Here is a 640-nt window from a genome sequence, read left to right on the forward strand (position 1 = left end):
CGACGGCGACAGCCGTGTCCGGCGACAGCCCCGCCTCGATCAGCCGTCCAGCGACTTCGGCCGCGACCGAGCGACCCATATAGACGGCGACGGTCGCGCCCGAGATGGCGAGCTTGGCCCAATCGGGCAGCGAGTTGCCCTTGAGGTCGTGTCCGGTGGTGAACACCATCGAGGACGAGACACCGCGCAACGTCAGCGGCAACTCGAAATCGGCAGCGGCGGCGAAGGCGGCGGTGACGCCCGGAACCACCTCATAGGCGATGCCGGCCTCGCGCAGCGCCGCCATCTCCTCGCCGGCCCGGCCGAACACCAGCGGATCGCCTGACTTCAGCCGCACCACGCGCTTGCCGGCTTGGCCGAGTTCGATCAGCAGCGCGTTGATTTCTTCCTGGCTTTTGGAATGGCAGCCCTTGCGCTTGCCGACCGGTAGGCGCTCCGCATCGCGGCGGCCCATGGCGACGATCGCCTCCGGCACCAGCGCATCATAGACGATGGCATCGGCTTCCATCAGCAGGCGGTGCGCGCGCAGCGTCAACAGGTCCTCCGCGCCCGGACCGGCGCCGACCAGCGCGATATGGCCCCCGGCCGGCGCATCCACGCTCAGGAGTTCGAGCGCCGCGCCATGCGCCTGGGCGTGGTC

General features: G+C 69.8%; 1 protein-coding gene. It reads right to left on the minus strand.

The annotated features are described in order from the left end of the window. Positions 1-640, minus strand: a 640-nt coding sequence (cobA, locus tag EOA27_RS39100; RefSeq protein WP_127259035.1) for a uroporphyrinogen-III C-methyltransferase, incomplete at both ends; no start/stop codon positions are given.

Source organism: Mesorhizobium sp. M2A.F.Ca.ET.037.01.1.1, assembly GCF_003998075.1.
In the GTDB taxonomy this organism is placed as follows: Bacteria; Pseudomonadota; Alphaproteobacteria; order Rhizobiales; family Rhizobiaceae; genus Mesorhizobium.